This window comes from Streptomyces sp. NBC_00457 (assembly GCF_036014015.1).
GTDB lineage: Bacteria > Actinomycetota > Actinomycetes > Streptomycetales > Streptomycetaceae > Streptomyces.
This window is the reverse complement of sequence record NZ_CP107905.1, coordinates 766373-789478: the sequence shown is the minus strand read 5'-3', so window position 1 is coordinate 789478 and position 23106 is coordinate 766373. Positions and strand designations below refer to the sequence as shown.

Annotated in this window: 24 protein-coding genes and 2 pseudogenes; 16 read left to right on the top strand and 10 right to left on the bottom strand. The window is 70.2% G+C overall.

The genetic code is table 11. The annotated features are described in order from the left end of the window. Window positions 1–37: 37 nt before the first annotated feature. The 7 genes from OG828_RS03735 to OG828_RS03705 all read left to right on the top strand — a co-directional run bounded on the left by OG828_RS03735 (window position 38) and on the right by OG828_RS03705 (window position 5879). Window positions 38–1186 (top strand): acetyl-CoA C-acetyltransferase, encoded by a 1149-nt coding sequence (locus tag OG828_RS03735; RefSeq protein WP_210570112.1) that lies wholly within the window; start codon window positions 38–40, stop codon window positions 1184–1186. A gap of 85 nt (window positions 1187–1271) precedes the next feature. Then, the gene (locus OG828_RS03730; protein WP_328350111.1) at window positions 1272–1895 is read left to right on the top strand and encodes a TetR/AcrR family transcriptional regulator; all 624 of its coding nucleotides are present in this window, start codon (window positions 1272–1274) and stop codon (window positions 1893–1895) included. 192 nt (window positions 1896–2087) lie between these two features. Further along, window positions 2088–2468, top strand: a complete 381-nt coding sequence (locus OG828_RS03725) for a nuclear transport factor 2 family protein (RefSeq protein ID WP_328350109.1) — start codon at window positions 2088–2090, stop codon at window positions 2466–2468. Next, the gene (locus OG828_RS03720) at window positions 2465–2842 is read left to right on the top strand and encodes a hypothetical protein (RefSeq protein ID WP_165256547.1); all 378 of its coding nucleotides are present in this window, start codon (window positions 2465–2467) and stop codon (window positions 2840–2842) included. Before OG828_RS03725 ends, OG828_RS03720 begins: the two co-directional genes overlap by 4 nt. Window positions 2843–2892: 50 nt before the next feature. After that, window positions 2893–3219, top strand: coding sequence for an EthD domain-containing protein (locus OG828_RS03715; RefSeq protein WP_328350106.1), 327 nt, complete (start codon window positions 2893–2895; stop codon window positions 3217–3219). 31 nt (window positions 3220–3250) lie between these two features. Next, the gene (locus OG828_RS03710; protein ID WP_328500074.1) at window positions 3251–4759 is read left to right on the top strand and encodes a class I adenylate-forming enzyme family protein; all 1509 of its coding nucleotides are present in this window, start codon (window positions 3251–3253) and stop codon (window positions 4757–4759) included. Between the two features lie 79 nt (window positions 4760–4838). Then, window positions 4839–5879 carry an MBL fold metallo-hydrolase gene (locus OG828_RS03705; protein WP_328436578.1) on the top strand — a complete coding sequence of 347 codons (1041 nt, stop codon included), beginning with the start codon at window positions 4839–4841 and terminating at the stop codon, window positions 5877–5879. 61 nt (window positions 5880–5940) lie between these two features. Here the strand turns inward: OG828_RS03705 and OG828_RS03700 are convergent, their stop codons facing one another. The 3 genes from OG828_RS03700 to OG828_RS03690 are packed head-to-tail and all read right to left on the bottom strand — an operon-like array spanning window position 5941 to window position 8983. Then, window positions 5941–6699, bottom strand: coding sequence for an SDR family NAD(P)-dependent oxidoreductase (locus tag OG828_RS03700; protein WP_328350100.1), 759 nt, complete (start codon window positions 6697–6699; stop codon window positions 5941–5943). 35 nt (window positions 6700–6734) lie between these two features. After that, window positions 6735–7784 (bottom strand): phosphotransferase family protein, encoded by a 1050-nt coding sequence (locus tag OG828_RS03695; protein ID WP_328500073.1) that lies wholly within the window; start codon window positions 7782–7784, stop codon window positions 6735–6737. Then, window positions 7781–8983 (bottom strand): acyl-CoA dehydrogenase family protein, encoded by a 1203-nt coding sequence (locus OG828_RS03690; protein ID WP_328500072.1) that lies wholly within the window; start codon window positions 8981–8983, stop codon window positions 7781–7783. Before OG828_RS03690 ends, OG828_RS03695 begins: the two co-directional genes overlap by 4 nt. Before the next feature lie 204 nt (window positions 8984–9187). On the opposite strand from OG828_RS03690, the gene OG828_RS03685 reads away from it, so the two are divergent. Continuing rightward, window positions 9188–9904: a TetR/AcrR family transcriptional regulator gene (locus tag OG828_RS03685; protein WP_328500071.1), complete on the top strand. Its 717-nt coding sequence runs from the start codon at window positions 9188–9190 to the stop codon at window positions 9902–9904. A 2-nt stretch (window positions 9905–9906) separates the two neighbouring features. Next, window positions 9907–10674 (top strand): SDR family NAD(P)-dependent oxidoreductase, encoded by a 768-nt coding sequence (locus tag OG828_RS03680; protein WP_328350092.1) that lies wholly within the window; start codon window positions 9907–9909, stop codon window positions 10672–10674. Between the two features lie 34 nt (window positions 10675–10708). Here the strand turns inward: OG828_RS03680 and OG828_RS03675 are convergent, their stop codons facing one another. The 3 genes and pseudogenes from OG828_RS03675 to OG828_RS49445 form a co-directional block, all read right to left on the bottom strand. After that, window positions 10709–11578: a DUF72 domain-containing protein gene (locus OG828_RS03675; protein ID WP_328500070.1), complete on the bottom strand. Its 870-nt coding sequence runs from the start codon at window positions 11576–11578 to the stop codon at window positions 10709–10711. Between the two features lie 58 nt (window positions 11579–11636). Next, window positions 11637–12065 (bottom strand): annotated as a pseudogene (locus OG828_RS03670) (response regulator transcription factor); the annotation flags it as partial. Window positions 12066–12074: 9 nt separating this feature from the next. Further along, a pseudogene (locus OG828_RS49445) lies at window positions 12075–12198 on the bottom strand (sensor histidine kinase); the annotation flags it as partial. A 223-nt stretch (window positions 12199–12421) separates the two neighbouring features. On the opposite strand from OG828_RS49445, the gene OG828_RS03665 reads away from it, so the two are divergent. Then, the gene (locus tag OG828_RS03665; protein ID WP_328500069.1) at window positions 12422–14368 is read left to right on the top strand and encodes a ricin-type beta-trefoil lectin domain protein; all 1947 of its coding nucleotides are present in this window, start codon (window positions 12422–12424) and stop codon (window positions 14366–14368) included. Window positions 14369–14413: 45 nt separating this feature from the next. Here OG828_RS03665 and OG828_RS03660 read toward each other — a convergent pair whose 3' ends face one another. Next, the gene (locus OG828_RS03660; RefSeq protein ID WP_374104639.1) at window positions 14414–14770 is read right to left on the bottom strand and encodes a nuclear transport factor 2 family protein; all 357 of its coding nucleotides are present in this window, start codon (window positions 14768–14770) and stop codon (window positions 14414–14416) included. A 189-nt stretch (window positions 14771–14959) separates the two neighbouring features. Here OG828_RS03660 and OG828_RS03655 point away from each other — a divergent pair, with 189 nt between their 5' ends. Then, a complete protein-coding gene (locus OG828_RS03655) occupies window positions 14960–16420 on the top strand; it encodes an aldehyde dehydrogenase family protein (RefSeq protein WP_328500068.1) in 1461 nt (486 codons plus the stop codon). 9 nt (window positions 16421–16429) lie between these two features. On the opposite strand, the gene OG828_RS03650 is transcribed toward OG828_RS03655, so the two are convergent. Further along, on the bottom strand, window positions 16430–18184 hold the full coding sequence (locus OG828_RS03650) for an ABC transporter ATP-binding protein (RefSeq protein ID WP_328500067.1): 1755 nt from the start codon (window positions 18182–18184) through the stop codon (window positions 16430–16432). Window positions 18185–18308: 124 nt separating this feature from the next. On the opposite strand from OG828_RS03650, the gene OG828_RS03645 reads away from it, so the two are divergent. From OG828_RS03645 to OG828_RS03625, 5 genes are all read left to right on the top strand, one after another. Beyond that, a complete protein-coding gene (locus tag OG828_RS03645; protein WP_210570145.1) occupies window positions 18309–18596 on the top strand; it encodes a metal-sensitive transcriptional regulator in 288 nt (95 codons plus the stop codon). A gap of 108 nt (window positions 18597–18704) precedes the next feature. Beyond that, a complete protein-coding gene (locus tag OG828_RS03640) occupies window positions 18705–19793 on the top strand; it encodes an S-(hydroxymethyl)mycothiol dehydrogenase (protein ID WP_328436571.1) in 1089 nt (362 codons plus the stop codon). Next, window positions 19793–20422 (top strand): MBL fold metallo-hydrolase, encoded by a 630-nt coding sequence (locus tag OG828_RS03635; RefSeq protein WP_328350079.1) that lies wholly within the window; start codon window positions 19793–19795, stop codon window positions 20420–20422. The genes OG828_RS03640 and OG828_RS03635 overlap by 1 nt, the downstream gene beginning before the upstream one ends. Then, complete coding sequence (locus OG828_RS03630; protein WP_328500066.1) at window positions 20412–20804, top strand: DUF4180 domain-containing protein; 393 nt, start codon at window positions 20412–20414, stop codon at window positions 20802–20804. Before OG828_RS03635 ends, OG828_RS03630 begins: the two co-directional genes overlap by 11 nt. A 102-nt stretch (window positions 20805–20906) precedes the next feature. Next, window positions 20907–21821, top strand: coding sequence for an SDR family oxidoreductase (locus OG828_RS03625; protein WP_328500065.1), 915 nt, complete (start codon window positions 20907–20909; stop codon window positions 21819–21821). A 58-nt stretch (window positions 21822–21879) separates the two neighbouring features. Here the strand turns inward: OG828_RS03625 and OG828_RS03620 are convergent, their stop codons facing one another. Both OG828_RS03620 and OG828_RS03615 read right to left on the bottom strand, forming a co-directional pair. Then, window positions 21880–22512, bottom strand: a complete 633-nt coding sequence (locus tag OG828_RS03620) for a DUF2461 family protein (protein ID WP_328500064.1) — start codon at window positions 22510–22512, stop codon at window positions 21880–21882. A gap of 122 nt (window positions 22513–22634) precedes the next feature. Further along, a complete protein-coding gene (locus OG828_RS03615) occupies window positions 22635–23027 on the bottom strand; it encodes a winged helix-turn-helix transcriptional regulator (RefSeq protein WP_328350071.1) in 393 nt (130 codons plus the stop codon). Window positions 23028–23106 lie beyond the last annotated feature (79 nt).

The window sequence follows — 23106 nt, the reverse complement described above, 5'->3', positions numbered from 1 at the left end:
GAAACCCATGGAGCCCACCGTGCCCAGCCTGCCCACCGTGTCGGAAGCATTCATCGTCGGAGCCGTCCGCACCCCCGTCGGCCGCCGCAAGGGCGCGCTGAGCGGCGTGCACCCCGCCGACCTCGGCGCCCATGTGCTGCGCGCCCTGCTGGAACGCACCGGCGCCGACCCGGGCGCCGTCGACGACGTGTACTTCGGGTGCGTCAGCCAGATCGGCGCACAGACCGGGAACATCGCCCGCACCGCCTGGCTGTCGGCGGGACTGCCGCAGCACGTTCCCGGCACCACCATCGACCGCCAGTGCGGCTCCTCCCAGCAGGCCGTGCACTTCGCCGCCCAGGCGGTCGGCTCGGGCGCCGCCGACCTGGTGGTCGCCGGTGGTGTGGAGGTGATGAGCCTGGTGCCCATCGCCAGCCCGATGTTCGTCGGCGAACAGGCCGGCATGGGCAGTCCGTTTGCGGGGGACGGCTGGCGCGAGCACTTCGGGGACCAGGAGGTGTCGCAGTTCCGCGGGGCCGAGCTGATCGCCGAGAAGTGGGGCATCTCCCGTACGGACATGGAGCGGTTCGCGCTCACCAGCCACCAGCGGGCCCTCGCCGCCCAGGCCGACGGCGTCTTCGACGACGAGATCACCCCGGCGTTCGGGCTCGCCGCCGACGAGGGCCCGCGCGCCGACACCACGCTCGAGAAGATGGCGGGACTGAAGACCCTCACCGAGGACGGCCGGCTGACTGCCGCCGTCGCCAGCCAGATCTCCGACGGTGCCGCCGCCCTGCTGATCGCATCCGGGGAGGCGGTACGCCGCCACGGTCTGACCCCGCTCGCACGCGTGCACACCATGGCCGTGGTCGGCTCCGACCCGATCCACATGCTGACCGGCCCGATCCCCGCCACCGAGAAGGTCCTGGACAGGGCCGGACTGTCGATCGACGAGATCGACCTGGTCGAGATCAACGAGGCCTTCGCCTCCGTGGTGCTGGCCTGGCAGAAGGAGATCGGCGCCGCCGAGGAACGGGTCAACGCCTTCGGCGGCGCCATCGCGCTCGGACATCCGCTCGGCGCCACCGGCGCCCGGCTGATGACCACGCTCGTCCACCAGCTGCGCAGGACCGGCTCGCGCTATGGGCTGCAGACGATGTGCGAGGGCGGTGGCATGGCCAATGCGACGGTGCTCGAGCGCCTTTGACCTGAAGTCGATTGGCAACTGAGTTCAGCTTGGGGCTACTCTCGGGTACCTACGAGGTGGGCGGCAGCCAGGAGACAGGTAGGTCATGGCGACAAGGATCGTTGAACCGGAAGCGGGACCGAGGTCCAAGCGTGCCGCCATTCTGGCGGCTGCCGTCGACTGCTTCGGCGAGACAGGGTTCGAGGCCACCAAGTGGTCCACCGTGGCGGAGCGGGTCGGCATCGGGCAGACGGCGCTGTATCACTACTTCGAGTCGAAGACCCACTGCCTGCTCACCATCATGCGGCTGGAGCTCCAGCGCTCCCACGACAAGTTCACGGAGGCGACCGCGGACGTCGCCGACCCGGTCGAGGCGCTGCGGGCGGCCGTACGCGCGGCGTACGACGTCTCCGACCAGGAGGTCCTGCAGATGCGCATCCTGCAGAACCACATGGACCTGCTCTCCGGCGCCCGGAAGTCCAAGCGTGAGGAGGCCGAGCGCGTCGCGGCCCGTCAGCTGGTCCAACTCGTCGAGCGGGACTGGACCAACCTTCTCGTACGGGGCATGTCGCAGGGCGCGTTCCCGCTGCGGGACGCGCAACTGCTGGGCTCGAGCTTGCTCGGCCTGATCGTGAGCGTCTGGCGGTGGTACCGGCCGTCGGGGCCGACACCGCTGTCGGAGGTCAGCGAACTGATCGAGGGCGCCTGCGTACGGATGGTCGCCACGTGACGCCCTGAGCGGCCCGCCCCGCTCTCCTCCTTGCCCCCTGCCGGACATCCGTCAGGGGGCTTCGTCGTTCCCCCTTCCGACGCCGCGCTACCGCCGCGGAAGCTTCGTGACGCACTATTGCCAGGTCTGTTTCCACGGGATTACCATCCAAACTGAATTGAATTTGAATCAGGTTGATCTGAAGGGGCTCCTATGGCGTTGCGTGCATACATGGCCAGCATGGACAGCGGGCGTCCCGAGCGGACACTGGACTTGCTCGAACCCGACTTCCGCTTCCTCATCGCCCTGCCGGGCAAGGAGGTCATCGGCAAGTCGAAGGAGGACTTCGCCGCATACATCGCCGGCCGCAATCCCGTGGACCGGGCGCACGAGATCCTGCGCTACAGCCGGGACGGCGACGTCGAAACCGTCTACGGAGTGGTCACGGAGGGCGGGCGGTACACCGGTTCCTTCCTGTCGGCAGCGGTCGTATCGCCCGCCGGACTCCTGGCGCGCTACCAGTCATTCTTCACCACCTCCTTCGAGCTCGTCGACTGGTCCGGGCAGGCCACGAACGACAGGAGCCGGACATGACCGACACCTCGACCGCCGCCCCCTTCCTCACCGCATGGTTCGAGATCCTCGACGGGGACGAGCCGTCCAAGATCCTCGACCTGATCAGCGACGACTTCTCGCTCTCCATCCTGTTCTCCACCGGTGACGGCAACGCCACCGACTTCGCCGGCGACCGCGCCGCCCTCGTCGGCTACCTCGAACAGCGCGAGAAGGGCACCCGCACTCACCATCGGCTGTCGGCGACCACGCTCGGCCAGGACGAGCTGTTCCTCGGGGAGGTACGACGCGCCGGTGTCCCCGAGGCGAGCTTCGTCGCCGCGGGGCGGGTGAACGGCGAAGGCCGGCTGCAGCGCCTGCTGATCGGCCGCTCGTCCGAGATTCGCTTCGACTGACCACCCCTGTGACCCGAACACTGTGATCCGATCGCGTACGGAGGACCGTCATGTACAACCTCGTCCTGCTGGCAGCCCGTCCTCCGGAATGGACGCACGAGCAGTTCATCGAGTGGTGGCGCGGCGACCACGCGGAGCTGACCTACCGCCTGCCCGGACTGCGTTCCTGGCGGCACACCGAGATCGACGCCGCCCTGGAGCCGCGCTCCGAAGGCTGGGACGGAATCTCCGTGCTCGGCTTCGACTCCCCGGACGACCTCAAGAAGGCCCTCGCGAGCCGGGAATGGGCCGATGCCGTGGCACAGGTCGGCGACATGAAGGGCCGCCGCATCGCGGTGATGGGGCACGAGGCGGAGATGTTCGGCGGCGTTCAGTAGACGGAGTTCGGCACGCGCAGCGAGGGACAAGATGCGACAGGTAGTGCGGGAGTTCCAACAGAAGGCGGATCTGGCCGACTTCGTTGCGGTCATCGACGACACGGGTGTCCATACGGCACGGGAGCTGCTCGGCGAGGCCACGCGGATGGCCGGAGCGCCGGCCATCGGCACGGCAGGCGGAGCGGGCGGCACCGTCATGGTCCAGGCCGACAACTCATGGCGTACCGTCGCCGCCACTCTTGCCGTGGGCCTGAGCGGAGGAGTGATCGCGGTGGTCAATCGGCACACCACACAGGCCGAGTTCGCCGCGGCCTGGGAGGACATCCGCCCGGACGCCGTCGTCGCCGAGCCCTCGGCGATCGACGAGTGGGCGGTGCCCGAACGGCTGCCGGGCCCAGAGCAGAGCGTGCTCGACGGCTGGAGGTGCCTGTCCGCACCCAGCAGGCGTGAGGTGTCGCGCTGGTCGGGCGGTGCCCTGATCGGCCTCACCTCCGGGTCGACCGGACGGCCCAAGGGCGTCGTACAGTCCGAACCGGCCTTGCGCTATGCCGCCGAGAGCACCATCGCCGTGAACGGCCTGTCGCCCGGCGATGCCGTCGCCGCGATCGTGCCGCTGTCGTCGACGGCGGCGTACTGCTTCGGCGTCTACCTCTCCCTCCTGCTGCGCGGGCCGCTCGTGATGACAGGGAAGTGGGACAGGGCCGCCGTGCTGCGGCGGATGGCCGACGCCGACGTCCGCTGGACCATGTGCGTACCGACGATGGCGCTGCAGATGGGCACCGAGGCGGCCGGCTCCGGCATCCTCAGCGGCGTCCGGTCGATCACCGTCGGCGGCGGGCCGATGGACCGCGGCGCCCTGGCCCGCGCCGAACAGTCCCTGGGCACAAAGATCCTCCGCGTCTTCGGCATGTCCGAGTGCCTCGGCCACACCTCGCCGAGCCCCGACGAACCCGAGGAGATCCGGCTCGGCAGGGACGGCCGCCCCTTCCCGGGTACGCATGTGCGCGCGCTCACTCCCGACGGGCAGGTGGCCGGACCCGGCGTGACCGGCCGCGCGCAGGTGCGCGGCCCCTCCCTCTTCCTCGGTTACGCCCGCGACGGCAGGGTCGAGCCGCCGGCGCTGACGGAGGACGGCTATCTGCCCACCGGCGACCTGGTGATGACTCATGAGGACGGCACCGTCAGCATCATGGGCCGCGAGAAGGACATCATCATCCGCGGCGGCCGCAATATCGACATCACCGAGATCGAGCGTGCGGTGGCGAGCTACCCGCGCGTGGCCAGGGCCTGTGTCGCGGCGGTTCCCGACGACGTGCTGGGCGAACGCGTGGCACTGCTCGTCGTCACCGAGGACGGCGACGGCATCGAACTGGCCGAGGTGACCGGGCACCTGGAGAGTGTCGGCCTGTCCAAGACCAAGTGGCCCGAATTCGTGTACGGCATCGAGGAATTGCCCCAGACCAAGGTGGGCAAGCTCGACCGGAGCGGGGCCCGGAACCTGGCCGTCCGACTGCATACCCGTACCCCCGACCAGGCCTGACGAGGCCACACATTCACGGACCGCACCGCCGCGCATGCCCTCGGGCATGATCCGCGGCGGTGCATCGGTAAGGAGAGTCATGACAGCGCGGTTCGACCAGGGCCCGTGGGCCGCCGCCGGAGTCCAGACCGTACAGCCCGGAGTGCACCGCGTTCCCCTGCCACTGCCCAACGACGGCCTTCACGCCGTCAACGTCTACCTGCTGGAGGGCCTGGCCGACGACGACGGCATCGTCATGATCGACGGCGGCTGGGCGATCCCCGAGGCGCGCAAGGCGCTCGAGGAGGCCATGGCCGCCATCGGCCGCGACCTCGGCGACATCAGCCACATCCTGGTCACCCACATCCACCGCGACCACTACACGAATGCGGTGGAACTGCGCCGGCTGCTGGGCTCGCGCGTCTATCTCGGCGCGGGGGAACGCCCGGGCCTGGAGATGCTCGACCGGCTGCGCAGCGACGAACCCGCCGGCTCACTGGAGACCCTGCGCAGGGCCGGAGCGGGCGAACTGGCCGACCGTATCCGGGCGATGGACCACGGCGGCTACGACCCGAGCGTGTGGGAGGCTCCCGACCGCTGGCTCGCCGCGGAGACGCTTCGCTTCGGTGACCGAGAACTGCATGTCGTGCCAACTCCCGGACACACCAAGGGACATGTGGTCTTCCTGGACGAGCAGCGGGGGCTGCTGTTCTCCGGGGACCATGTGCTGCCGCACATCACGCCGTCCATCGGCTTCGAACTGGCCGAGCCGGGCGGCCGTCCGCTCGCCGACTACCTGGACTCGCTGCGGCTGATGAGCCGGTACGCCGACGCCCGCCTGCTGCCCGCGCACGGGCCGGTCGCCGACAGCGCGCACACCCGGGTCGCCGAGCTGCTGGCCCACCACGACGACCGGCTGGCCAAGAGCCTGGCGGCGCTGGGTGAGGACACGCTCGACGCCCACGCGGTGGCGCGGGGGCTCGCGTGGACGCGCCGGGAGGTGCCGTTCGGCGACCTCAGCGCCTTCAACCAGATGCTCGCGGTCAACGAGACGGCGGCGCACCTGGATGTCCTCGTACTGCAGGAGAAGGCGACGGTGGCGTTCGTCGGCGGCGTGAATCAGTACACGCGCGTGCGCTGATATCGCACGAAGGGGGGGTACGGCGGGTGCCTCGCCGCCCCGTCCGCTGCCGGTCTGTCGGTCAGCGCGCCGTCCAGCCCCCGTCCACGTACAGCTCGGAGCCGGTGACGAAACTCGCGTCGCTCGAAGCGAGGAACGCCACCGTCCCCGCGACCTCGTCGGGCCGGCCGAGGCGTCCCATCGGGGTGCCCTCCAGCATCGCGGTGTGCCGGGGCGTGCCCCGCCACAGTTCGCGGGAGCGGGGTGTCTCGATGAAGCCGGGGTGGATGGAGTTGACGCGCACGCCGCGCGTGGCCCAGTGCAGTGCGGCGTTCTTCGTCATCAGCCGGACCGCGCCCTTGGCCGCGTGGTACGAGAACTGGCTGCCGAAGCCGCCGACCGTACCGAAGATCGAGGCGATGTTGACGATCGAGCCGCCACCGGAGCGTTCGATCGCGGGCCCCGCGTACTTCATGCCCAGCCAGACACCGGTCTGGGTGACCGCGATGACCTTGTCCCAGGACTCCTGGGTCTCCGTCTCGACGGTCCGCAGCTCGGCGATGCCCGCGTTGTTGACGAGCACCGACAGGCCGCCCAGCTCGGCGACGACACGATCGACCGCGGCGCGCCACGCCTCCTCGTCGCTGACGTCGAGCGCCAGGCCGAGCGCCCGCGCCCCGCCGTCCGTCAGCTCCTTCGCCAGCGCCTCGCAGCGCCCGGCGTCCACGTCGGTCACCGCCACCGCGGCACCCTCGGCGGCCAGCCGGCGCACGACGGCGTCGCCTATGCCGCCGGTCGCGCCGGTGACCAGGGCGATCATTCCGGACAGTCGGTCTCGCACGGGCCCTCCTTCGTTCAGTGCGTACGTGCCAGTGGTCACGGCAGCAGTTCAAGGCCCGAGCGCAGCAGCGCCGGGACCGCGGAGCCGACCCGGTCGAAGCCGGTGCCGACGGTCTGCCCCGCCGAGAAGCGGGCGTGGATGCCCTCCGCGATGACGGCGAGTTTGAAGCAGCCAAGCGCCTGGAAGAAGGCCAGGTCCGCGATGTCCCGGCCGGATCGCGCGGCATACCGCTCGGCCAGCTCACGGCCCGAGGGGAAACCGGGGTTGGCCGTCGGGACGTGGCGCGCCCCGAGCACCGGCTCACAGGTCGGGTCCCAGTACATGAGCAGCATCCCGAGGTCGGCGAGAGGATCGCCGAGCGTGGCCATCTCCCAGTCGACGATCGCGGCGATCCGCCCGAAGTCGCCGGGCGCCAGGATGGTGTTGTCGAGGCGGTAGTCGCCGTGCACGATCGCCGGGGTACCGCTGACGGGCAGGGAGCGGGCGAGCCGGCGGTGCAGCGCGTCGAGGTCGGGCAGCGTACGGGTGGCGACCTTGTCCCACTGGCTGCGCCACCGCCGCACCTGGCGTTCGAGATAGCCGTCGGGACGGCCGAAGTCGCCGAGTCCGACCTCGGCGGGGTCGACGGAGTGCAGTGCCACCAGGGCGTCCACGAGTGCCTCGGCGCTGCGCCGTGCGTCGGCCGGCGGCAGCTCGGCGGCCTCGTCGCCGTCGCGCAGCACGGCGCCCTCGACGAAGTCGACGACGCAGAACGGCGCCCCGATCACCGCCGGGTCGGTGCACGACAGCACGGCTCGCGCCACCGGCACCCCGGTGCCGTCGAGCGCCGCGACGACGCGGTACTCACGGTCCATGTCGTGCGCGGTCGGCGTGAGCACGCCCAGCGGCGGACGGCGCAGCACCCACCGGTGCGTCCCGTCGGTCACGTCGTAGGTGAGATTGGAGCGCCCGCCGTGCAGCGGCTTCACCCTCAACGGGCCCGCGCATTCCGGTACGTGGCGCTCGAAGTAGCGCTGCAGGCCAGGACCGTCGATGCCGATGACGGTCGTGTCGGGGGCAGTTGTCGCTGTCTCGGGTGCGGTCATCGTCCGGCCCTCCGCTCGCGCGCCGCCCGCACCGCGCGCTTGGCGATGGCCCAGCGGTGGGTCTCGGACGGGCCGTCGTAGATACGGAACGGGCGCACCTCGCGGTACAGCCGCGACAGCGGCGCGTCCCCCGAGATGCCGAGCGCACCGCACACCTGCACGGCCCGGTCGACGACCCGGTTCACCGCCTCGGAGACGTACGTCTTGGCGATCGAGGTGTGCTGGGCGGCCGAGCGGCCCTGGTCCAGTTCCCAGCAGGCCCGCCACAGCACCGCGCGGCTGGTCTCGATGTCGATCTCGGAGTCGGCCAGCAGCTGCTGCACCATGCCCAGTTCGGCCAGCGGCCGGCCGAAGGCCGAGCGGTCCGCCGCGCGCTCCAGGGCGATGTCCTGTGCCCGGCGCGCCACCCCCAGCCAGCGCATGCAGTGCGTCATACGGGCGGGCCCGAGACGCACCTGCGCCTGTGTGAAGCCCTGGTCCACCTCGCCCAGCACGGCGTCGTCGCCGACCTCGCAGCCGTCGAGGACGACCTCGCTGTGCCCGCCGAACAGGCCCTGATCCAGGGTGTCGATGTTCCGGACGATCTTCATGCCGGGGTTGTCGGCGTCGACGAGGAACATCGTCGCGCCGCCCGCGTCTCCGGGGACGCCGCTGGTGCGGGCCATGCAGATGGCGAAGGCGGCCCCGTCGGCGCCGCTGATGAACCACTTGCGGCCGTCGATCCGCCAGCCGCCCCCGGTCCTCGTCGCGGTGGTGGCCAGCGCACGGGGATCGGATCCGGCGCCCGGCGCCGGCTCGGTCATCGCGAAGCAGGAACGCACCTCACCGGACGCCAGCGGGTGCAGATACCGCTCCTTCTGCCCCTCGGTGGCGACCACTTCGAGCAGGTGCATGTTGCCCTCGTCGGGCGCCGCGCAGTTGAGTGCGAGCGGGCCAAGGAGCGAGTACCCGGCCGCTTCGAACACCACGGCCTGACCGCAGAGATCAAGGCCGAGCCCGCCCCACTCCGCGCCCACGTGCGGAGCGAACACCTCCGCCGCCCTGGCCGCCTCCTGCAGCCTGCGCCGCAGCGGCTCCGGTCCGTCATGGACGTTCCCGTCGCACGCCTGCTCCTCGGGCAGCACGACCTCCCGTACGAATTCGCCGGTGCGCCGTGCGATGTCGGCGACCCTCTCGTCGATCGAGAACCCGATGGACACCTTGACCCCTGACTTTGGCTACTGAGCATTAGCCATCACAGAGGTAGATGGGTGAGTGTGTCAATAGTGCTGCTGGAAACTTGGCGATTGAGGGGCTGGCTGTGGCTAATTGGAGGTAGCTCACATAGACTCCCTGTCGGGAGGGGCTCATGTCTCAATGGGACAGAAGTCTCGACGGGACATGATGGGTGTACGGTGAAACTCATGAAGGCGAAGGAGCCGGACACCGGCACACCAGCCGGTGCACCGGCCGAGGACCGCAGGCAGCGCAAGGCCCGGCAGACACGGGAGGCGATGGCCGCCGCGGCCGTCGACCTGATCCTCGAACACGGCGTTTCGGCAGTCACCGTCGAGGCGATCGCCGAGCGCGCCGATGTCACGCGCCGCACCTTCAGCCGTCACTTCCAGGGCAAGGAGGACGCGGCGCTGGACTTCACCCGCGCCGACGGGACTCGCATCAACGCCGCTCTGCGGGGACGCCCCGTCGACGAGCCACCGCTGATCGCCTACCGCAACGCCGTGGGGGAGTGGCTCGCCGCCCGGGAATCGCTGGGCAGGCGCGCCTACGTGCGGTGGCGTGAACTGCTGCGGCTCGTGGACGCCGAACCGACGCTGTTCGCCGCGTACGAGCGGATCCGCGTCGACGCCCAGGACGAGTCGATCGCGGTCATCGCCGACCGGCTCGGCACCGACCCCGGCCAGGACATACGCCCCGCCGTCGTCGTCGGGGCCGCCGCCGGGGTGCTGAGCGCAGCCCTGCGCACGTGGGCGCGCCAGGAGCACCAGGACGCGGCAGGACTTCCGGCCTGGGTGAACCGCGCCTACGACACCCTCACCGAACAGGCGGCCGGAGCCTTGGGCCGCGATGTGGCCGCAGCTTCCCTCCACCCCTCCCACCCCACCAGCGCAAGGAAAGAGTGACCATGAGCACCACCGAATACGCCACCGAGTTCGACGGCAGGACAGCCTTCGTCACCGGCTCCGCCTCCGGCATCGGCCTCGCCGTCGCCCGCCGACTGGGCCAGAGCGGCGCGGCGGTCGTCATCGCCGACTACAACCTCGAAGGCGCCGAAGAGGCCGCGGAGCAGCTGAAGTCGGAGGGCATCAAGGCGGCCGCCGTACGCGTGGACGTCTCCGACGCCGCCTCGGTCGAGGCCGCCGTACGCTTCACCGTCGACACCTTCGGCGCCCTGCACCTGGCCGTGAACAACGCGGGCATCGGCGCCGACGGCACGCCCGTCGGCGAGTACGACATCGACGTCTGGAACCGTGTCGTGCGCACCGACCTCGACGGCGTCTTCTACTCGATGCGCTACGAGATCCCCGCCATGCAGACCGCCGGAGCGGGCGCCATCGTCAACGTCGCGTCCATCCTCGGCTCCGTCGGCTGGGCGGGCTCCTCGGCCTACGTCGCCGCCAAGCACGGCGTCCTCGGCCTGACCAAGGCTGCCGCGCTCGAGTACGCCGACAAGGGCATCCGTATCAACGCCGTCGGCCCCGGCTTCATCGAGACCCCCGCCCTGCAGGCCATGGACCAGGACGCCTACAACGGCCTCACCGCCCTGCACGCCACCGGCCGCCTGGGCCGCCCCGAGGAGGTCGCCGACCTGGTCGCCTTCCTCCTCTCCGACCGGGCGTCCTTCATCCACGGCAGCTACCACCTCGTCGACGGCGGCTACACCGCCCGCTGAACCGAGCGCTGTGCCGACCACCGGACGTGGGAGGTCACGGCCCGGGCCGAGGCGTGAGCAATTGGCGCATCGACTGTGCGGCGCGTACGGCGGCGTCCGCGCAGCAGTTGTTGAACAGGACGTGGAGTTCGTCGCAACGGCCGGCCATCGAGTGCAGCCGTGGTAACCACTCCGCCAGTTCATCGGTCGTGTACGTGTGCCGGAACCGGTCCTCCTTGCTGCCGGTTCCCCACGACCTGCTCCGCCCATGAAAGCGTGCGACCGCCAGCCGGGGCGTGGTGACGGTGGTGACCGGAGGGACCGCGTCGGGCACCGACTGCGCCATGTCCACAGCCACAGCGCTCATGCCCAGTCGTGCGAGCAACTGTGAGGACGCGGCCCGCCGTTCCGCCCGCCACCACTCGGGATGCCGGAACTCCACGGCGACCGGCCACCCTTCCGTGCGCTGAGCGCACTGTTGCAGGACTGCTTCGGCGCGGGCACCGGGCGTGAACCAGGGCGGAAACTGGAACAGTACGGTGCCCAGCCGTCCCGCCCGCCGCAGCGGTTCGAGTGCCGTGGCGAACCGCTGCCACACCTCGTCGAGCAGCCCGGGCTCCGTGGCGTTTCGGGCGTGGGCGTCCCGCAGATCGGCGGGCAGGGCTGCGGCGCGTGTCCGATGCCCCGTGAGCAGCGAGAAGGCCTTTACGTCGAACCGGAAGCCGTTCGGTGTCCGCTCAACCCACAGACCGCTGTTGCGCTCTCTGGGCAGGCCGTAGTAAGTGGCGTCCACCTCCACCAGGGGGAACTGCTCCGCGTAGTACTGCAGCCGCCCCGCCGCGTCCCGCCGCCCGGGCGGGTACCAGCCACTGGACACCAGTGCCGGATCCGTCCAGGAACATGTGCCGACCAGAATCCTGCCCATGCCCGACCGGTAGCCCGGGATCGCCGCCCGACACCTCTGCGAAGCCCGCCCGTGGATGTCAGGAGTTGGCGTGGAGCTTGGCCATGGCCCGGTTGATATGGGTTTTCGTCGGTCATCGGGCTGATCACCATGCGGTCGGCGATCTGGTCGTTGGACAGTCCCTGCGCGACCAGGGCGACGGCCTCACGTGGGCGTCTCCCCGCGCGGCGACGCGTACCGTGTGCAGGAGGTCTTCCGGCACGATGTCCTTCACGAGGAATCCGGCGGTGCCGGCGCGCAGCGCGTTGAAGACGTATTCGTCCAAGCCGTAGTTGGTCAGGATGACGACGTGCACCTGGGCCAGGGCCGGGTCGGCGGCGATGCGCCGGGTCGCCTCGATGCCGTCGACGACCGGCATCTGGATGTCGATGAGCACGATGTCGCGAAGGTGTTCCCTGGCGAGCTCCAGGCCCGCCTTCCCGTCGGCGGCCTCGGCCACCACCTCGATGTACGCGGATCATGACGTCTGGTCCACGGGGAGTTCGGCCTGGGACGGTGAAGCTGTGCTCGCCGCGCGGTTCGGTGCGCAGCCAGCCGCCGAGGGCGGTGACGCGTTCACGCATGCCGAGCAGCCCGATGCCGGACATCAGGGGATCCGCATCCCCAACGCCCGCGCCCGCTGCCGGTACCCGGGCGTCAGTGTTCCGTCGGCGCAAGACCGCATGCAATCCCGCACCCGCACGCGTCACATCCGTTGACTTGCACCCCTCGCGGCTCTACTTTCAGCGCGCCGCACCGTTCGGATAACCGATCCTCGTTCGATATTTCGGCCATCTCGGCTATGGCTATCGGCAAAGGAGCCGTATGTTCCGCACCCTCGTCCTGCGCACCGTCGCCTTACTGGCGGCCGTGGCAGCCGTACTCCTCGTCGCCAACCCGAGCGCACCCTTCAAGGCGGCCCCGGCCGCCGTGGCGACCCGTCAGGTACCGGTCCCCACCGCCCCGATGGGCTGGGCCTCCTGGAACAGCTTCGCCGCGAAGATCGACTACAACGTCATCAAGCAGCAGGTCGACGCGTTCGTCGCCGCCGGTCTGCCGGCCGCCGGATACAAGTACATCAACATCGACGAAGGCTGGTGGCAGGGCACCCGCGACAGCGCCGGCAACATCACCGTCGACGAGGCCGAGTGGCCGGGCGGCATGAAGGCCATCGCCGACTACATCCACAGCAAGGGCTTGAAGGCGGGCATCTACACCGACGCCGGCAAGGACGGCTGCGGCTACTACTTCCCGACGGGCCGCCCCGCCGCGCCGGGTTCGGGCAGTGAGGGCCACTACGAGCAGGACATGCTCCAGTTCTCCAAGTGGGGCTTCGACTTCGTCAAGGTTGACTGGTGCGGCGGCGACGCCGAGGGCCTCGACGCGAAGTCGACGTACCAGGCCATCAGCGACGCGATCGCCAAGGCCACGGCGACCACGGGCCGCCCGCTCACGCTCTCGATCTGCAACTGGGGCAAGCAGAACCCCTGGAACTGGGCCCCGGGCCAGGGCGCGATGTGGCGGACCAACACCGACATCATCTACTGGGGCAACCAGCCCTCCATGCCGAGCCTGCTGGCCAACTACGACACCAACCTGCACCCCACCGCCCAGCACACCGGCTACTACAACGACCCCGACATGCTGATGGTCGGCATGGACGGCTTCACCGCCGCCCAGAACCGCACCCACATGAACCTCTGGGCGATCTCCGGCGCCCCGCTCCTCGCCGGGAACAACCTCGCGACCATGACCGCCGAGACCGCGAACATCCTCAAGAACCCCGAGGTCATCGCCGTGGACCAGGACCCGCGCGGCCTCCAGGGCGTCGAGGTCGCCGAGGACACCACGGGAGCGCAGGTCTACGGCAAGGTCCTGTCCGGCACCGGCAACCGCGCCGTCGTCCTCCTCAACCGCACCTCGGCCGCGAAGAACATCACCGTCCGCTGGGCCGACCTCGGCCTGACGAACGCCTCCGCGACCGTCCGGGACCTGTGGGCGCGGCAGAACGTGGGGTCGCATGCCACCGGCTACACGGCCAGTGTCCCGGCGGGCGGCTCGGTGATGCTCAGGGTCACCGGCGGCACGGAGGCGGCGGGCAGCACGTACGAGCCTGCCTCCACGGGACGCTTCACCGGCGTGACGGCGGCGAACACGGGCGTGAAGGTCGTGGACGTCTCCTACACCAACAACACCTCCGCGACCCGCACGGCGACCCTCCAGGTCAACGGCCAGACCAGCACCACGGTCGCCTTCCCGCCGACCGGATCCGCCGCGGGCACCGTCTCCGTCCAGGTCTCCCTCTCCAAGGGCTCCGCCAACACCCTCACGTTCACCGGCGGCCCCGCCGTCGAGGGCATCGCGGTCCGCCCCCTGCCCGGCACCAACGGCTCCCTCGTCGTCGGCGCCCAGTCGTCCCGCTGCCTGGACGTCCACGACAACACCATCACCAACGGCATCCAGGCCGAGCTGTGGGACTGCAACGGAGGCCGCAACCAGTCCTGGACGTACACCTCCCGCAAGGAACTCGTGGTGTACGGCAACAAGTGCCTCGACGCCTACAACCTGGGCACGACCAACGGCACCAAGGTCGTGATCTGGGACTGCAACGGCCAGGCGAATCAGCAGTGGAACGTCAACGGCGACGGGACGATCACCAACGTCCACGCCGGTCTGTGTCTCGACGCCTCCAACGCGGGCACGGCCAACCGCACCCCGCTGGTGCTCTGGTCCTGCGGCACGGGCGCCAACCAGAAGTGGACGCTCACCTAGGGGCGACGTCACCGCCCCGGCCGCCGTGGCCGGGGCGGCGGACGGCTACTCGTCCCACGCCTGGATCATGGTCTGCTCGGCGATCTTGCCGTCGCGCAGCGACACCATCGACTCGGAGAGGACCCGGACGCCGTCCGAGTACTCGCAGGACTCGCTGAACGCGAGGTCGTCGCCCTGGACGACGCATCGCTCCAGCTTGTGCGACTTGATGTCGCGGCTGTAGACGTCGGCGAGCATCTCGGCGATCTCGTCCCGACCGTGCAGGACCTTGGGGTGGCTGGGCTGGGTGTTGCGGTCCACGATCCGCAGCTCCGCGTCGTCCGCGTAGAGCGAGAGGAGCGGCTGCTCGGAGTGTCCTTCTATGGCCTGGCGCAGTGTGTTGCTGTCGAACGTGCCCATCATCGACCTCCTTCGAAGGCGGCGGCCCGACGAGGAGCGGGCCGTGCGAGCCCTCACCTCCGAGGCTCCTCCGCCCCGCCGGGCCCGGCAAGCGCAGCCGCGGCCTGAGACCCTTGACATAGCCGCAGTCGGCTCGCAGCATGCGCGGTAGAGTGGATCAACTTTCACACGGCGAACACAAAGGTCGGCGCCATGCCCATCACGCGTGAACTGTTCATCGGCGGCAAGGACGTGCCCGCCGCCTCCGGCCGCACCACGGAGGACGTCAATCCGTATACGGGGGAGGTGTACGCGACGGTCGCCGCGGCCGGACCCGAGGACGTGCGCCGGGCCGTGGACGCCGCCGACGCGGCGTTCGAGGAATGGGCGGCCCTCGCGCCCTTCGCGCGCCGGGCGATCTTCCTGAAGGCGGCCGACCTGCTGGACGCCCGGGGCGATCAGGTCGCCGAGCTGATGGCGAACGAGGCCGGCGGCACCCGCCCGTGGGCGTACTTCAACGTGGCCCTCGCGGCGAACATGCTGCGCGAGGCGGCGGCCGCCGTCACCGCGCCGCGCGGTGAGGTGCTGAACGCCCAGGCGCAGGGCGCGCTGGGGCTGGCGGTGCGTGAACCGCTGGGCGTGGTCGCCGCGTTCGCGCCGTGGAACGCGCCTGTCATCCTTGGCGTACGGGCCGTCGCGGCGCCGCTCGCGGCGGGCAACACCGTGGTGGTCAAGCCGAGCGAGGACGCGCCGATCGCCTGCGGACTGCTGATCGCCGACGTCCTGCGCGAGGCGGGACTCCCGGACGGTGTGCTGAACGTCGTCACCAACGCCCGTGAGGACGCCGCCGAGGTCGCCGAGGCGCTGGTCGCGGACGCGCGGGTGCGAGGCGTGAACTTCACCGGCTCGACCCCCGTGGGCCGGATCATCGGCGAGCACGCGGCCCGCCATCTCAAGCCCGCTGTCCTGGAGTTGGGCGGCAAGAACGCGGTGATCGTGCTGGACGACGCGGACGTGGACTACGCCGTCAACGCGGCCGTCTTCAGCGTGTTCATGAACGCCGGCCAGATCTGCATGTCCGGCGACCGCATCCTCGTCCACGAGTCGCTCGCCGAGGAGTTCACCGAGCGCTTCACCACGAAGGTCGCCTCCCTGCAGTCCGGTGACCCGGGCGACCCGCACACCGTGGTCGGCCCGCTGGTGGCCGCGTCGTCCGCGCAGCGCGTGGCCGGACTGGTACGGGACGCCGTGGCCAAGGGAGCCAAGGTCCTCGTCGGCGGCGGGGAGCCGGAGGGGGCGGTGCACCCGGCGACCGTCCTCACCGAGGTGCCGAAGGAAGCCGACCTCTACCACGCCGAGGCGTTCGGGCCGGTGTGCGTGGTCGAGTCGTTCGCCGACGACGCCACCGCCGTCACTCTCGCCAACGACACGGAGAACGGCCTGACCTGCGGCATCATCACCGAGAACGCCACTCACGGGCTGGCCGTCGCCCGCCGGATCCGGACCGGGATCGTGCACGTCAACGACCAGTCGGTGGCCGACGAACCGCACGCTCCCTTCGGCGGTGCCAAGGCCTCCGGATACGGGCGGTTCGGCGGTCGCTGGGGCATCGAGGCCTTCTCCAACACCCGCTGGGTGACCATCGCCACCCAGCAGGCCCACTACCCCTTCTGACCGGACCGGTCAGCCGGCCGTCGCCAGGAACTGCGTGGCCGCCAGCTCCGCGTACAGCGGGTCGGCGGCCACGAGTTCGCGGTGCGTGCCCACCGCGCGCACCTTGCCCGCGTCCATGACGACGATCCGGTCGGCCATCGTCACCGTCGACAGCCGGTGGGCGACCACGAGCACCGTCGTCGTACGGGCGACATCGGCGACGGTGTCCCGCAGCGCCGCTTCGTTCACCGCGTCCAGCTGCGACGTCGCCTCGTCCAGGAGCAGCAACCGGGGGCGGCGCAGCAGGGCACGGGCGATGGCGACCCGTTGACGTTCACCGCCGGACAGCTTGGTGCCGCGATGCCCGACGAGCGTCTCCAGGCCGCCCGGCAGCCTGTCCACCATGCCGTCCAGACGGGTCGTCTTCAGCACCCGCGCCAGGGCCGCCTCGTCCGCGTCCGGGTTCCCCAGCAGCAGGTTCTCCCGCAGCGAGCCCGACAGGACCGGCGCGTCCTGCTCGACGTAGCCGATCGCGGACCGCAGCTGGGCCAGCTCCCAGTCCGCCAGATCCCGGCCGTCGACGGTGATCACGCCGGACTCGGGGTCGTAGAACCGCTCGATGAGCGAGAAGACGGTGGTCTTGCCGGCGCCGGACGGCCCGACGAACGCCGTCATGCCCTGCGCGGGCACCTCGAACGTCACTCCGTGATGGACGTACGGCAGGTCGTCGGCGTACCGGAAACGGACGTCGGTGAAGGCGAGCGCGGCCGGCTGTGAGCCGGGCGAGGGCAGGGGGGCGGGCAGGGCCGCCGGTTCGGCGGGCAGCGCCAGCGCCTCCTGGATACGGGCGAGGGCCGCGGCGCCCGTCTGGTACTGGGTGATCGCGCCGACGACCTGCTGGATCGGCGACATCAGATAGAAGACGTACAGCAGAAACGCCACCAGGGTGCCGACGTCGACCGCGCCGGTCGCGACCCGTGCCCCGCCCACCGCGAGGACGGTGATGAACGCGATCTGCATCGCGAGACCGGCCGTATTGCCCGCCGCCGCCGACCACTTGGCGGCCCGCACGCTCTGCCGCCAGGACTCCTCGGCCGCCGAGTGCAGTGTCTGCTCCTCGCGGTGCTCCGCGCCGGACGCCTTCACCGTGCGCAGCGCGCCGAGGATTCGCTCCAGCGAGGCGCCCATGACGCCGACCGCGTCCTGCGCCTGCTTGCTCGCCCGGTTGATGCGCGGCACGATCACGCCGAGGATCGTGCCCGCGCCGAAGATCACGGCCACGGTGACGCCGAGCAGGACCGGATCGACCAGGCCCATCATCACGATCGTCGCGACGAGCGTGAGCCCTCCCGTGCCGATGCCCACCAGCGAGTCGGTGGTGACCTCACGCAGCAGGGTGGTGTCGGAGGTGATCCGGGCCATCAGGTCGCCCGGCTCGCTGCGGTCCACGGCCGCGATCCGCAGCCGCAGCAGATACGACGACAGCGCGCGCCGCGCGCCGAGCACCACCGACTCGGCGGTGCGCCGCAGCACATACCCGCCCAGCGCGCCCACCGCCGCGTTGGCGACCACCAGACCCGACATGACGAGGAGCGCGCCGGTGATGGTCCGGTCGTGCGAGAGGTCGTCGATCAACTCCCGTGCCACCAGCGGCAGCAGCAGTCCGGTGGCGCCGGTGACGAGAGAGAGCACGGCGCCCGCCAGCAGGGCCCAGCGGTGGGGTCTGACGTAACCGAGAAGGAGCCGCCACGTGGGCGTACTGCTCTTCGTCGCTGCGATGCTCACGGCGCTCCTTGGGAGTCGGGCGGAGTCTTCAGGCTACGGCCCGGACGACCGGATCCGAACGGGTTTCCGGGGCGGCGCGGACCCTGAGGTAAAATACCCCTAAGGGTATGCAGAGGGAGTGATCGTGGAGCTGCAGTTCGAAGGTGACGAGCTCAAGTCGGTGCTGAACCGGCTGAAGCGGGCGCAGGGGCAGATCTCCGGAGTGATCAAGATGATCGAGGAGGGCCGTGACTGCGAGGACGTCGTCACCCAGCTCGCCGCGGCATCCCGCGCACTCGACCGGGCCGGATTCGCGATCATCGCGACCGGGCTGCAGCAGTGCCTCACCGATCCGGCCCAGGGGGAGCGCGACGGCGAGAGCCCGGCGCAGATGAAGGCCCGGCTGGAGAAGCTGTTCCTGTCGCTCGCGTAGAGGCACCTGTGACTTGATCCGGCGGGTGACGTTACTGATCAGTCGCACGTAGTGTCGACTGGTCAGGACATCGTTCGGCCAGGACATCGTTGGTGAAAGGGGCCCACCATGGCGCAGGAAGTGCGCGGCGTGATCGCACCGGGCAAGGACGAGCCCGTCAGGGTGGAGACGATCGTCGTACCCGACCCGGGTCCGGGAGAGGCCGTCGTCCAGGTCCAGGCCTGCGGGGTCTGCCACACCGACCTGCACTACAAGCAGGGCGGCATCAACGACGAGTTCCCCTTCCTGCTCGGCCATGAGGCCGCGGGCGTCGTGGAGGCGGTCGGCGCGGGCGTCACGGACGTCGCCCCCGGCGACTTCGTCATCCTCAACTGGCGTGCGGTGTGCGGCCAGTGCCGGGCCTGTCTGCGCGGCCGGCCCTGGTACTGCTTCGACACCCACAACGCCGGCCAGAAGATGACCCTCGCCTCGACCGGACAGGAGCTGTCCCCGGCTCTCGGCATCGGCGCCTTCGCCGAGAAGACGCTCGTCGCCGCCGGACAGTGCACCAAGGTCGACCCGGCGGTCTCGGCGGCCGTGGCCGGGCTGCTCGGCTGCGGGGTGATGGCGGGCATCGGTGCCGCCATCAACACCGGCAACGTCGGGCGCGGCGACACGGTCGCGGTCATCGGCTGCGGCGGCGTCGGGGACGCGGCGATCGCCGGGTCGAACCTGGCAGGCGCCGCGAAGATCATCGCCGTGGACATCGACCAGCGGAAGCTGGAGAAGGCCCGCTCGATGGGCGCCACCCACACGGTCAACTCCAAGGAGACCGACCCCGTCGAGGCGATCCGCGAGCTGACCGGCGGCTTCGGCGCCGACGTCGTCATCGAGGCGGTCGGCCGCCCGGAGACGTACCAGCAGGCCTTCTACGCCCGCGACCTCGCCGGCACGGTCGTCCTCGTCGGCGTCCCCACCCCCGAGATGAAGCTCGAACTGCCGCTGCTGGACGTCTTCGGACGCGGCGGCGCGCTCAAATCCTCCTGGTACGGCGACTGCCTGCCTTCCCGCGACTTCCCCATGCTGATCGACCTGCATCTGCAGGGCCGCCTGGACCTGGAGGCGTTCGTGACCGAGACGATCCAACTCGACGAGGTGGAGAAGGCCTTCGAGCGGATGCACCACGGCGACGTCCTGCGCTCGGTGGTGGTGCTCTGATGGCCGCCCGCATCGAACGCCTCGTCACCTCAGGGCAGTTCACCCTCGACGGCGGCACCTGGGACGTCGACAACAACGTGTGGATCATCGGCGACGACCACGAAGCCATCGTCATCGACGCCGCCCATGACGCCGACGCCATCGCCGAAGCCGTCGGCGACCGCCGGCTGACCGCGATCGTCTGCACCCACGCCCACAACGACCACATCGACGCCGCTCCCGCCCTCGCCGACCGCACCGGAGCCACCATCTGGCTGCACCCCGACGACCTGCCGCTGTGGAAGCTCACCCACCCCGACCGCGACCCCGACGCCCATCTCACCGACGGGCAGGTGATCGAGGCCGCGGGCGCCGACCTGACCGTGCTGCACACCCCCGGGCACGCGCCCGGCGCGGTCTGCCTCTACGACCGGGGCCTCGGCACCGTCTTCACCGGCGACACCCTCTTCCAGGGCGGCCCGGGTGCCACCGGCCGCTCCTACTCCCACTTCCCGACGATCGTCACCTCGATCAGGGACCGCCTGCTCACCCTGCCGCCGGACACCAAAGTCCTCACCGGACACGGCGACTCGACGACCATCGGGGCGGAATCCCCCCACCTGGAGGAATGGATCGCCCGTGGCCACTGACGCCGTATCGCCCGCCGACGAGATCGTGACCCTGCACGGCGTCACCCTCCTGCGCTGCGCCCCCGACGGCCCGCCGCTCGACGGCGAGCGCGCGGCGCTGGACCTCATCGGCGACGCCGGGTGGCGCGAGGCTCAACTGGTCGCGGTCCCCGCGGAGCGTGTATCGGACGAATTCTTCCAGCTGCGCTCGGGGATCGCGGGCGCGATCGTGCAGAAGTTCGCCCAGTACCGGCTGCGCCTGGCCGTCGTCGGGGACATCTCACAGCACGTCGCCGACAGTCAGGCCCTGCGGGACTTCGTGTACGAGAGCAATCAGGGCCACCAGCTCTGGTTCCTGCCCGGCTACGACGAGTTGGACGAGCGGCTGCGCCCGACTGGCTGAGCGTCTGACAACCCGGCCGGATGAGAGCCTGAAAAACACGACAGAAGATGTCCGGCTTACCCGTCACCCTCGTATCAGAGACGGTCACACGGGAGGTCGGACATGTCACAGCCACTGCAGGGCAAGGTCGCGCTGGTCGCCGGAGCGTCACGGGGAGCCGGACGCGGTATCGCCGTGGAACTCGGGGCGGCCGGCGCGACCGTCTACGTCACCGGCCGCACGACCCGCGAAAAGCGCTCGGAGTACGACCGCCCGGAGACCATCGAGGACACCGCCGACCTGGTCACCGAGGTCGGCGGCCACGGCATCGCCGTACCCACCGATCACCTCGACCCGGCACAGGTCCGCACCCTCGTGGACCGTATCGCCGACGAGCAGGGCCGCCTCGACATCCTGGTCAACGATATCTGGGGCGGCGAGAAGCTCTTCGCGTGGGACAGCCCGCTCTGGGAGCACGACCTCGACAACGGTCTCAGGCTGCTCAGGCTCGCCGTCGAGACACACGCGATCACCAGCCACCACGCCCTGCCGCTGCTGCTGCGCCACCCCGGCGGCCTGGTGGTCGAGATGACCGACGGCACCGCCGAGTACAACCGCGACAACTACCGCGTCAGCTTCTTCTACGACCTCGCCAAGTCGTCCGTCCTGCGCATGGCCTTCGCCCTCGGCCACGAACTCGGCCCGCGCGGCGCCACCGCGGTGGCCCTCACCCCGGGCTGGCTGCGCTCGGAGATGATGCTCGACAACTTCGAGGTACGCGAGGAGAACTGGCGCGACGCCCTCGAGATTGTGCCCCACTTCGCCATCTCGGAGACCCCGCGCTACGTCGGCCGCGCCGTCGCCGCCCTCGCCGACGACCCCGACGTCGCCCGCTTCAACGGCGAGTCCCTCTCCAGCGGCGGCCTCGCCCAGGTCTACGGCTTCACCGACCTCGACGGCAGCCGCCCGGACGCGTGGCGGTACCTGGTCGAGGTCCAGGACGCGGGGAAACCGGCGGACGTGACCGGTTATCGGTGAGGGCACCGGCTGCGGGTGAGATCAGGCGCTGCTCGCCGCTCGGTACGGCTGCGCCCCTTCAGGCGGCACGCTTCACGTGGCGGACCAGCCACATCAGCAGGGCGTCCAGGTCGGCGGCGGCCGCGAGGACCCGGTCGACCGCCTCGGGGGTGTGCAGCCACTCCCCGCAGCCGAGGGGGCGGGCGGCGATCAGCGAACGGTGGCGCAGCAGGTCCGTACGGGAGTGGTCCGTCGGATAGCCGCGCGGGGGGCGTTTCATCACGTCCCCGGAGATGTCGTACCCCTTCTTTCGCACGTCCTCGACGATGGCGGACAGTTCACGGCCGCTCCTCTCGGAGGCCACGGCTTTGCGGAACGTGTCCACCTGGCCGGGATCGGGGTACCACCAGGCGCCCGAGATCCGCAGGCCGTCCAGGGAGAACCGAAGACCGATCTCGATCTTGCGGCCGAGCCGGATCACCGCGACCTGGTTCTGCCACCACCAGGAGTCGGTGCGGTAGTGCCAGACCGAGAAGTCCTCGTACCGGGGGTCGGTGTCCGCGACCTCGTTGAGCAGGGCGATCATTGGCTGCCGGACCAGGCGTTCGCGGTCCGTGCGGCAGCGCTCGCGGGTCGCGTGGGCCGGTTCGCCCTGGAGCTGCCACAACACGTCCATGGCCTGCTCCGGCCAGCCGGTGAACTGTCCACGCATGCGGGCAGGTTAGCTCACCCATGATCCGCGCGCGGAGAGTGAGAAGGGCAGGAGGGCGTTACCCCAAAACAAGATGGGAGGCGCTGCGGCGGGACTCGCCGGGCCAGGCCGATGTGCCGCGGTTAAGCGCCAGCCCTGGTGTCGTACGCTCGCTGGCAGTTCTGGATCTCTCCGCTGTGCTCGACGGTCCAGTCGTAGAGCTGGCCGAACGGCTTGCGCAGGGACTCGCCCAGGGGTGTGAGCGAGTACTCGACGCCGACCGGTGAGGTCGCCAGCACTGTGCGCTGAATCATGCCGTTGCGCTCGAGACGGCGCAGTGTCTGGGTGAGGACACGTTGCGTGATGCCCTCCAGACCTCGCTTCAGTTCATTGAACCGGGTGGGCCGCTCCAGCAGCGCCATCACCATCATCGACCACTTGTCCGCTATCTGGTCGAGGATCGGTCGGCTGGGGCAGTCCGCCCGGAAAACCGTCCGTGTTTCGGCGTCAACGCTGTGCAGATCGGTGTCCTTCATGATCCTAGGTGCTCCCAAAGTGCGTTCTTGACCAGCTGGGCGCCGTCGCTGACGGTAGGTATGCATTGCAAACCTACAT

What these genes read in the sequence shown, in the direction of transcription:
- OG828_RS03730 (WP_328350111.1), top strand. Translation starts at nt 1,272, where the DNA reads ATGGCGACAAGGATCGTTGAACCGGAAGCGGGACCGAGGTCCAAGCGT.
- OG828_RS03725 (WP_328350109.1), top strand. Translation starts at nt 2,088, where the DNA reads ATGGCGTTGCGTGCATACATGGCCAGCATGGACAGCGGGCGTCCCGAG.
- OG828_RS03720 (WP_165256547.1), top strand. Translation starts at nt 2,465, where the DNA reads ATGACCGACACCTCGACCGCCGCCCCCTTCCTCACCGCATGGTTCGAG.
- OG828_RS03715 (WP_328350106.1), top strand. Translation starts at nt 2,893, where the DNA reads ATGTACAACCTCGTCCTGCTGGCAGCCCGTCCTCCGGAATGGACGCAC.
- OG828_RS03710 (WP_328500074.1), top strand. Translation starts at nt 3,251, where the DNA reads ATGCGACAGGTAGTGCGGGAGTTCCAACAGAAGGCGGATCTGGCCGAC.
- OG828_RS03705 (WP_328436578.1), top strand. Translation starts at nt 4,839, where the DNA reads ATGACAGCGCGGTTCGACCAGGGCCCGTGGGCCGCCGCCGGAGTCCAG.
- OG828_RS03695 (WP_328500073.1), bottom strand. Translation starts at nt 7,784, where the DNA reads ATGACCGCACCCGAGACAGCGACAACTGCCCCCGACACGACCGTCATC.
- OG828_RS03685 (WP_328500071.1), top strand. Translation starts at nt 9,188, where the DNA reads ATGAAGGCGAAGGAGCCGGACACCGGCACACCAGCCGGTGCACCGGCC.
- OG828_RS03680 (WP_328350092.1), top strand. Translation starts at nt 9,907, where the DNA reads ATGAGCACCACCGAATACGCCACCGAGTTCGACGGCAGGACAGCCTTC.
- OG828_RS03675 (WP_328500070.1), bottom strand. Translation starts at nt 11,578, where the DNA reads ATGGGCAGGATTCTGGTCGGCACATGTTCCTGGACGGATCCGGCACTG.
- OG828_RS03665 (WP_328500069.1), top strand. Translation starts at nt 12,422, where the DNA reads ATGTTCCGCACCCTCGTCCTGCGCACCGTCGCCTTACTGGCGGCCGTG.
- OG828_RS03660 (WP_374104639.1), bottom strand. Translation starts at nt 14,770, where the DNA reads ATGATGGGCACGTTCGACAGCAACACACTGCGCCAGGCCATAGAAGGA.
- OG828_RS03655 (WP_328500068.1), top strand. Translation starts at nt 14,960, where the DNA reads ATGCCCATCACGCGTGAACTGTTCATCGGCGGCAAGGACGTGCCCGCC.
- OG828_RS03640 (WP_328436571.1), top strand. Translation starts at nt 18,705, where the DNA reads ATGGCGCAGGAAGTGCGCGGCGTGATCGCACCGGGCAAGGACGAGCCC.
- OG828_RS03635 (WP_328350079.1), top strand. Translation starts at nt 19,793, where the DNA reads ATGGCCGCCCGCATCGAACGCCTCGTCACCTCAGGGCAGTTCACCCTC.
- OG828_RS03625 (WP_328500065.1), top strand. Translation starts at nt 20,907, where the DNA reads ATGTCACAGCCACTGCAGGGCAAGGTCGCGCTGGTCGCCGGAGCGTCA.
- OG828_RS03620 (WP_328500064.1), bottom strand. Translation starts at nt 22,512, where the DNA reads ATGCGTGGACAGTTCACCGGCTGGCCGGAGCAGGCCATGGACGTGTTG.
- OG828_RS03615 (WP_328350071.1), bottom strand. Translation starts at nt 23,027, where the DNA reads ATGAAGGACACCGATCTGCACAGCGTTGACGCCGAAACACGGACGGTT.